Raw genomic sequence first — 8,236 nt, 5'->3', positions numbered from 1 at the left:
CTGGTGTGCCTGATGCGCTCGTGGCTCGCCGCCTACGTCGACAAGGACGCCACCGTCGCCCGCGCCGCGGACTGGCACGACCGGTACCGGCCGGGTGTGGTGAAGCGGATCAAGGCGGCGACGGCGAACTGCTCGCTGGAGAACCACCAGCAGGGCGGCGACCTGTTCCTGCCCGCCCCGCGTGTCCCGTCCGGGACGGCGCTCGCGCCGATCTCCCAGTGGTGGGGGACCGCCCGCACCGAGACCGCGCCCGAGCCGGACGCCGACGTGGTCGCCGACGCCCGCGCGGCCGAGGCCGCCCGCCGCCGCAACGGGGGTGGTCGGCGATGAGCGAGAACCTGATCTGGCAGTCGAAGACCGAACGGTCACGCAGTTTCGAGGAGCTGCAGCTGGCTGCCCGCGACACACTGCGCCTGTACGCGGGGTGGCGGCGGGACCAGGAACGGCCGAACGAGCAGGCGATCCAGAGCCGGGTGAAGCTGGCGCCCCCGGTCGGTGCGCTCGCGGCCGAGGTGTTCGAGCGGCTGACCGGCGCGGGCATGGCCGAGGACCAGGCGACCACGGTCGCAGCGGAGACCGCCGCGGCGGTGATGGTCCGTCGTCAGGCCGGGGCACCCGAGCAGGCCGACATGGTGATCGACGCCTCCGCCGAACTCATCGATCAGGTCGCCCACGGACGGGATGAATCCGTCGCGCTGGCGGACTTCCGCGAGGCGATCGTGGGATGGCGCGGCGACGGCGACAGCGGCGGGCGCTTCAGGCAACCGGTCTTGGTCACGTTCCCCGACGGCACCGTCGTGCCCGATGGTGCCGAGGTGGTGCCCGGGATCCGGGAAACCGGGCCCCGGCACAGGATCGTCGCCCCGCAAGTCGAGACCGGAATCGACGCCTACCTCGCCGCCCGCGGTGAAGGACTGGACATCCACGACGCCCTCGACCGCGCGAGCACCAGCCCCGGGGTGCGTGAGGCCGTCTCCGAGTTCGCCGATGAGGTCGAGCTGTACGGCACGGATATCGACACCGCCCGTACCGCGGCGGTCGCTGGCACTGTCGCCGACGCCGCGCTCGGGCAGTTCCAGTCGCTGCGCAACGCCGGGGTCGACGCCGACCACGCGGCGGTGACCGCCGCCGGCGGCGACCCGGTCGCCCTGCACGCGATCGGCGGGTTCATCGCCCGGGTCCGGGACGGATTCCCCGAGGACATCGCCGACCCGGATGCCTGGGCCGCAGCGGTGACCGCCGTCCACTCCGGCGAGCGCTACCAGGGCGGCATCCCGGACGGTGTCGAACTGCCCGGATTTCACTTCTCCCGCGACTTCGCGCAGCGGGCCATCGAGACGCACACCCCCGGCGAGCCGCCCGAAGATCGTGAAGGGATCGACGTCGAAGCCGTCCGCCGCTACGAGTGGCTCACCCGCCACGGCATGGACCCCGGTGCGGCGACCCGTCTGGCCGCTGTGGACACCGCCGCGTACCGGGCTCAGCGGCAGGCCCGGGAGGAGTCCGACGCCATCGCCGCCGCCGAAGCCGTGATCCAGAACGTCGGGTCCGACCTGGACCTCGCCCGCGCCGTCGAGGAGGACGGCGACGGATTCGAACCCGACGTGCCCGACCCTGTCGTGGCCGAGGCCGAGCAGCTGGCGTTGGACCACAACCACGACGTCGCGGTGAGCGCTGTGGAGCTGTTCGAGAAATGCCGCCGCTACGGCCGGAACGAGGCCGAGGCCCACGAGGACGTGCTGAACGCCGCCGCCGCCGAGGACCGCGCGGTCGCCGACACCGCGCTCGGTCACTACCACGAATACCGCCGCGACGGGTTCGACGCGCACACCGCCGCCGGGCTCGCCGCCGACGTCGCCGCCGACGAACTCACACCCGAGTTCGGGCACGAGCCCACTGTGGACGACCGTGACGCCGACACCGCGACCGGCGAGAACCAGGACGTCATGGAGCAGGACTGGGCCAAGCTGACCCAGGCCGCGACCCGGCTCGCCGCCGAGCGGTACCGCGATATCGCGTTCCTCCGCTCGACGGCCGCGGCCGGCGCCACCGACCCGGTGGTGCGGGCACGGCTGGAACGCGAAGCCCGCGAGGCCACCGCCGCCGCCGACGGCTACGCCGCACGCGCCGCCGAGCTGGCCGACGGCAACGAGCCGTGGGAAGAGGTGGAGATCGCCGAGCAGGTGGAGCGGGCTCGCGTGGCCGCGACCCACGACGTGCTCGACAACCCCAGCGAGACGTCGGAGCAGTTGCGGCGGCGCGAGATCGCCGACGCGACGGTGCTGTCCTACCTCACCTGGCAGCAGGAAGGCATCCCGCCGGAGGAGATCGCGCATCGGCTGGAGCGGGTCTCACCGATCGGCGCGAAAGCCGTCAGCGACTACGAGCAGCTGATCACCATCGGCTACGACCCCGACGACGCGCGGGCGATGGCGGCCGACACCGCGACCCAGGACCCCATTCCTTCCGGTGGCAGCGACGACGACCCGGACGAGCTGATGCCCGCCGGAGACGCGATGCAGAACTACTTCGTCGCCGACGACGCGGTGGGCCGCTTCGCGCGGCTGCGCGCCGCAGGCTGGGACGACGAAGCCGCCATGGCCCGCGCGGCGGTCGAGGCCAGCTCCGAGGAGACCGGCCTCGCGGTCGCGGCGGTCATGGCCTACCGCCGCCAGCTCGACGCGGGCCAGAGCCACGACGAGGCCCGATCCGCCGCTGTAAGCGACGTGGCCACCGAGTTCACCCCGCGCATCAGCGCTGAACAGGCCAGCCAAGTCCGCGCCACGCTCGCCCATCCCGCCGCCGCCCAGACGGCCCCGCAAGAGACCGGAAACGAGTCCACTGTGGAAAACGACGAACTTGGAAATTCGGCGCCGGACACCGGTCCGCGCGAAGACAACGTCATCGCGGTTTGGGACGACGTCGAGCCTGGCCCGCTGGCAACAGTCGCTCTGCATTCCCTGTCGGCCCGGTTCCTGCGCCCGGGTGACCGGTTCGAGTGGAACGGTGAGATCTACACCGCCGACGACGCCGCCGTTGAGCACGACGGCATGGTCACGGTTCCGTTGGAACTCAGTGACGGGTCGAATGCCTGGGTTGATGTACCAGCAACCGCAATGGTGCCACTGCACCACGACGAAGTGCCGGTCGCACATGCTCTCGGCGCGCCGGAAGTCAACGACCCCACGTCATTCAGGACCACGAACTCAACCAGCACTGAACGCGGCGCCGAACACCCGTCGGCGGTGTCGACGGGATCGATCAACGAAAGCGACCTCGACCACGCCGACACGGACGAGGAGGTCGCCTGGAATCCGGTGGCCGGTGAGCAGGATGTCGACGACAGCCAGATCGCGGCGATGCCGCCGACGTCGTCGCTGCCCGAGCGGGAACCGGAGCGAAGCTGGATCGCACGCAACCTGCCATCGCACACCACGACACAGGCCGACGAGGACGAGGACGAGGACGGACTTGCCCAGCACCAGGCGGAATTGCGTGCGGAACGCGAGTACATCACCGCACTGGCAACCGAGCTGGAAATCGAGCAGGCCCGCGACATCCTGCGGAGCGCCGAGGAACTCGGCCAGCATCTCGCGGGCTGCAACCTCGAGGTCAGCCAGTGCTCCACATGCAGCGTGCAGGAGCAGGACAGCAGCGGCAACTTCTGGACTTACGACGTCCCTGCCGCCCGTGTACGCCTGGCCCACCGCGACACCGGAGATGAGTCCACTGTGGAAACCAACGAGCCGGGAACCTTCGCACAGGCCGAGGCCGCCGCCACCCGACGGCGCAACGACGAAGAGCTGTACCAGTCGCAGGTCCAACAGCGCTACCAAGCGCTGCTCAGGGACGGGGTCGACATGGTCACCGCCTTGCGTCGGGCGGAGGAAGCCGCCGGCGAGCTGTGGCAGTCCGAACCGTGGTCTGCGGTCATCCCGCGCGAAACCCGGCCAGCGGCCGACACCGCCGACGAGATGGTCAGCGAGTCCACGACGTTCACGCTGTTCGCGCCGGGCGATGTGGTCCGTAGCCGCACCACAGGTGAACTCTCGACCGTCACCGGCGCCGCGGAGGTGTGGGACCCGGCGTTCTACGCACCCGCCGACGAGATCGAGGTACCCGAGGTTCCCGAGCGGGCACCGGAACCGGGCAGCTGGATCGCGCGGAACCTGCCTGCCCGCGGCAGCACCGCGAACGCGTGGCCAGCCGTGGACCAGGACGAGACCACCGACGTCACCGCTGAGACTACGTCGAGCTCGGACTGGGAGGAGATGGAGCGCGTGCGGGATGTGGTGCGGAGCCTGCCGGATGGGCCGATCACGGACGACGACCTGGCGCGGGTGGGAGTCACGGGCGAGCAGTACGACCGGCTCATGATCGAGGAGCGAACGTTCGAGGCGGATCGCGCCCCGGAACCGGGCAGCTGGATCGCGCGGAACCTCCCGGCTCGTGCCGTCGAACCTCCCGAGGCCGACGTGGCCGACGGTCGCGGAACGTTCATGCTGCCCGTCTCCGACGAGGACTCGGCGGATCGCTGGGACGACCTTCGAGAGTCCGGTGACGACCTCCCTGTTGACCCGGTCCGCGAGCGCGACGCGGGCGACCGGTTGCAGGACTGGATCGAGGAACGCGAAGACGAGCTTGAGGCCGACGAGCGCGACGCCACGGAGTACGTGCTGGATGGCATTGACGATGTGCTCGCCGAGGAACGCGGCTACGCCCTGATGGAGCAAGAAAGAGCCAGGCGCGAGAACGCGGCACGCGCTGCGGATACCGACGAGAACTCCGAACCTTCGTGGCTGACTGATCCGGACACCGAGTCTCGCCTCGCCGGGATCCTCGACCGTTACGACTCGATGCGCGCCGAATGCGCCCGCCTGCTGAAAGACGCCGAGGCCCGGATGCGGCGCGGGGATGACGCCGAAGACACCGAGCGCGCGGAGCGGTGCGCCCGGTGGAACGCCGAGGACGAGGCCGTCGCCGAGAGTGTCGACGACGAGACCGAGGGGTGGGAGCAGCGGTGAAGATGACCGAAGCGCAGGCGCAGCGGGTCGCCGAGTTCGGCCAGGAGGCTTACGAGGTGCGGCTGCTGTCGTTCGACGGCGCCCACTCCGCTGGCGAGACGCCGAGCCAGCTTTACAGGCGCACGATCCGGGAGCAGTGTCACGCCCTGGGTGTGGCCGAACGCGATTTCTATGTGTATTTCCCTGATGCGGGCGCGGCGTTCCAGCCGGAGGTGGTCACCGGGTGGCGCGGTGGCCCGGTCAAGCGGGGCATGCCGATGGTCACGTCGGAGACGCCGGACGCGTACCTGCGATCGCTGGGTGACGCGGCGATCGACCGTTACGAGCGGGCGCTGGCCGACGGGCTCGACCCGGTCACCGCGCACCGGCAGGCGGCCGGGGACACCGTCGTGGCCAACGACGCCATCGAACACTACGCCCGCCGCCGCAAGGAAGGCATGGCCCGGGCCGAGTCCCGTGTGGCCGCGACGACAGAGTCCGCGGCGCAGGGCCTGCGGGCTCTGGACCGGGACGGTGGTGTCCTGCCACCGGAGTCGGAGTGGGAACGCCCCGCCCCGGTCGACCGCCCGGACCTGGAGCGTGACGCGGCGCCCGCCGAGATCGCGCGCGACGCGATCGACCACGTCACCGACCTGGTCGTCGCGGGCGTCCGGGTCGACGACGCGCACGCCGCGGTGACCACCGTTCCGGGCGTGGACGCGGCGGTGCGGGACTTCCGCGCCCGCGTCGAGGACGGGGCCAGCTGGGCAGAGGCTCGCCAGCAGGTACTCGACGGGCTGCACGTCCCCGCCGAGTTCGGTGTCGAGGACGTCACCGGGTCGGCCGAGGAGACCGGCCGCGCCGCACTCGCGGAGCGAGTGGCCGAGTGCGCGCAGACGGTGGACGGCGTCGACGAGCTGGTGCGCGGCGGCGACCGCATCGACGAGGACACCGAGCGCGCGGAGCGGTGCGCCCGGTGGAACGCCGACGACGAAGCCGCCGCCGACGACACCAGCGAGGGGTGGGACCAGTGAGCAAGTCCAAAAGCACGTGGGCGACGGCGGGGTTCTGGCTGCCGGGCCTGGTGGTAGCGATCTGCGCCGCGATCGCGACCGCGCACGGCCTGTTCGAGGTCGTGGTGGCGTCCGGGGTGTTCGCCAGCATCGCGTGGACCTACCCGGTGATCACCGACGGTCTGGCGATCGTGGCGTATGTGGCGACGTCGCGGCTGACGGGCGCGGGACGCCGGTACGCGTGGGCGGTGGTGATCCTCGCGGCCGGGCTGTCCGGGTTGGCGCAGGCGGTCTACTTCGTGGGCGGCTTCACCGCCCCCGTGCCGCCGGGGCCGAACGGCGAACCGGGTTCGGCGGGGAATCCGCCGCCGGAGTTGCTGCGGTTCTGGGTGGGGGCGTGGCCAGCGGTGGCGGCGGCGATCGTGGCGCACCTGCTGTTCATGCTCAGCGAGCTGCGCTCTGGCCGGAAGTCGTCCAGCGAGTCGACCAAGGCGTCCGGCATCAAGCCGCCCGCGGTCGCCGAGACCGCGCGGCCGTTGCCCGTCCAGGCGAAGCCCGTCCAGTCGGCCGCGTCGCCGGGCCCCCTCGTCCAGCCGCCGTCCGTCCAATCCGGGCTTGTCCAGCCGACACCGTTGGACAAGCCCGCAACGCCTGCCGGAACTGAACGTCCAGTCGACCAGCCGGAATCCGTTCAGCCACCGCATGGCGCGTCGCCCATCGACGAGGAGCCGAAGCCGGAGCGTCCAGCCGTGACGCCGTCGTCGCCGAAGCGGGACCGCGCACTGCACGAGGCCCGCAAGTACCAGGCACGTCACGGCAGCCTTCCGACCGTCGATCAACTCCACGAAGCGGCCCACGTTTCCCGAGGCACCGCCGGAACCGTCCTCAAAGAACTCCGGGAACAGCCCCACCACCTTCACGTCATCACGAATCTCAATGCCACCAAGGCCAACTCATGATCAGCACGTCACCCAGCACCACAACACACGTCAGTAAGCCACCAAGTCAGCCCAAGACACCCATCAGCCACACACCCAGCAAGTACTCACCAAGCCAAAGAACGAGTGCACACCTATGCATCACGATCTGTCGGGCCGGTGCGCCCTGGCGGGCGCCCGGGAACACCCCCACCGTTGTTGATCTTCAAAGCCCGTGTGTTGATCTTGAAAGGGGGCCGGGATGCTGACGCTGTCGAACGGATACTCGGTTTCCTACCTCACTGAGGAGGTCGCGAAAGGGCGGGAGAACTACTACACCGACGCGGTCGCCGAGGGGGAGCCGCCGGGCCGTTGGTACGGCGGCGGGGCCGAGAAACTCGGCCTCTCGGGCCTGGTCGACGAGCAGGACATGCGGGCGGTTTACGAGCAGTTCGTCGACCCGCGCGACCCCGCGTTCAAGGATCCAGCGCGGTGGGCGGAGGCGTCCACTCTCGGCCACACCGGGCGGAACTATCCAACGGCGGACGAGTTGTACGCCGCCGTGTTGGACGCCGAGCCGGGCGCGACGGCTGAACGCCGCGAGGAATTGCGGCTGGAGGCGAACAAGTCCGCGCGGAAGAACGTCGCCTTTTTGGACGCCACGTTCAGCGTCCAGAAGTCGGTGACGGTCCTGCACACGGCGTTCGAGGCACAGCAAGTGAACGCTGAACGGACGGCTGGACGGTTGTCGGACGCGCTCGCCGCCGCGATGGCGGCGGGCGCGGATCCGGCCGAGCTGGCGGAGATCGCCCGGCAGCGTGACGACGCCCGCGAGGCGGCGTTGTCGTGGCGGACGCACAGCGACGCGGTGGAGGACGCGATCTGGGCCGGGAACCGGGCGGCGCTGGACTACCTGTCCGAGCACGCCGGGTACTCGCGGGTCGGGCATCACGGCGGGGCCGCGGGCCGGTTCATCGACGCCCACGATTTCGTGGTCGCCAGCTTCTTTCAGCACGACTCGCGCAACCACGATCCGCAGCTGCACATCCACAACGCGATCCTCAACCGCGTCGAAGGCGCTGACGGGCAGTGGCGCACGCTGGACGGCCGCGCCCTGTACGCGCACCGGGGCGCGGCGGCGGCGGTGGGTGAGCGCACCACCGAGGAGCACTTGGCGAAGGCGCTCGGGGTGCGGTTCGTCGCCCGCCCGGACGGGAAGTCCCGCGAGGTCGCCGGGATCGATCAACGGGTGATGGATCTGTTCAGCTCGCGCCGCCGCGCGATCACGAAGAAGACCGCCACG

General features: G+C 70.7%; 4 protein-coding genes and 1 pseudogene. All 5 read left to right on the top strand.

Annotated elements, in window-relative coordinates:
- Nucleotides 1–330: pseudogene (locus AVL48_RS39150) on the top strand (hypothetical protein); the annotation flags it as partial.
- Nucleotides 327–5,024 (top strand): hypothetical protein, encoded by a 4,698-nt coding sequence (locus AVL48_RS23700; RefSeq protein ID WP_063054133.1) that lies wholly within the window; start codon nt 327–329, stop codon nt 5,022–5,024. The pseudogene AVL48_RS39150 and the gene AVL48_RS23700, both read left to right, overlap by 4 nt.
- Nucleotides 5,021–6,037: a hypothetical protein gene (locus AVL48_RS23695; protein ID WP_061988838.1), complete on the top strand. Its 1,017-nt coding sequence runs from the start codon at nt 5,021–5,023 to the stop codon at nt 6,035–6,037. Before AVL48_RS23700 ends, AVL48_RS23695 begins: the two co-directional genes overlap by 4 nt.
- On the top strand, nt 6,034–6,975 hold the full coding sequence (locus AVL48_RS23690) for a hypothetical protein (protein ID WP_061988840.1): 942 nt from the start codon (nt 6,034–6,036) through the stop codon (nt 6,973–6,975). The genes AVL48_RS23695 and AVL48_RS23690 overlap by 4 nt, the downstream gene beginning before the upstream one ends.
- Nucleotides 6,976–7,195: 220 nt before the next feature.
- Nucleotides 7,196–8,236, top strand: a 1,041-nt coding sequence (gene mobF, locus AVL48_RS23685; protein WP_156515776.1) for a MobF family relaxase, incomplete at its 3' end; no start/stop codon positions are given.

The sequence above is a fragment of the Amycolatopsis regifaucium genome (genome assembly GCF_001613935.1).
In the GTDB taxonomy this organism is placed as follows: domain Bacteria; phylum Actinomycetota; class Actinomycetes; order Mycobacteriales; family Pseudonocardiaceae; genus Amycolatopsis; species Amycolatopsis regifaucium.
This window is presented reverse-complemented; position numbering and strand designations above follow the sequence as displayed.

Bases quoted from the DNA above. Each gene is read 5' to 3' on its own strand.
- AVL48_RS23700 (WP_063054133.1), top strand. From the start codon at position 327: ATGAGCGAGAACCTGATCTGGCAGTCGAAGACCGAACGGTCACGCAGT.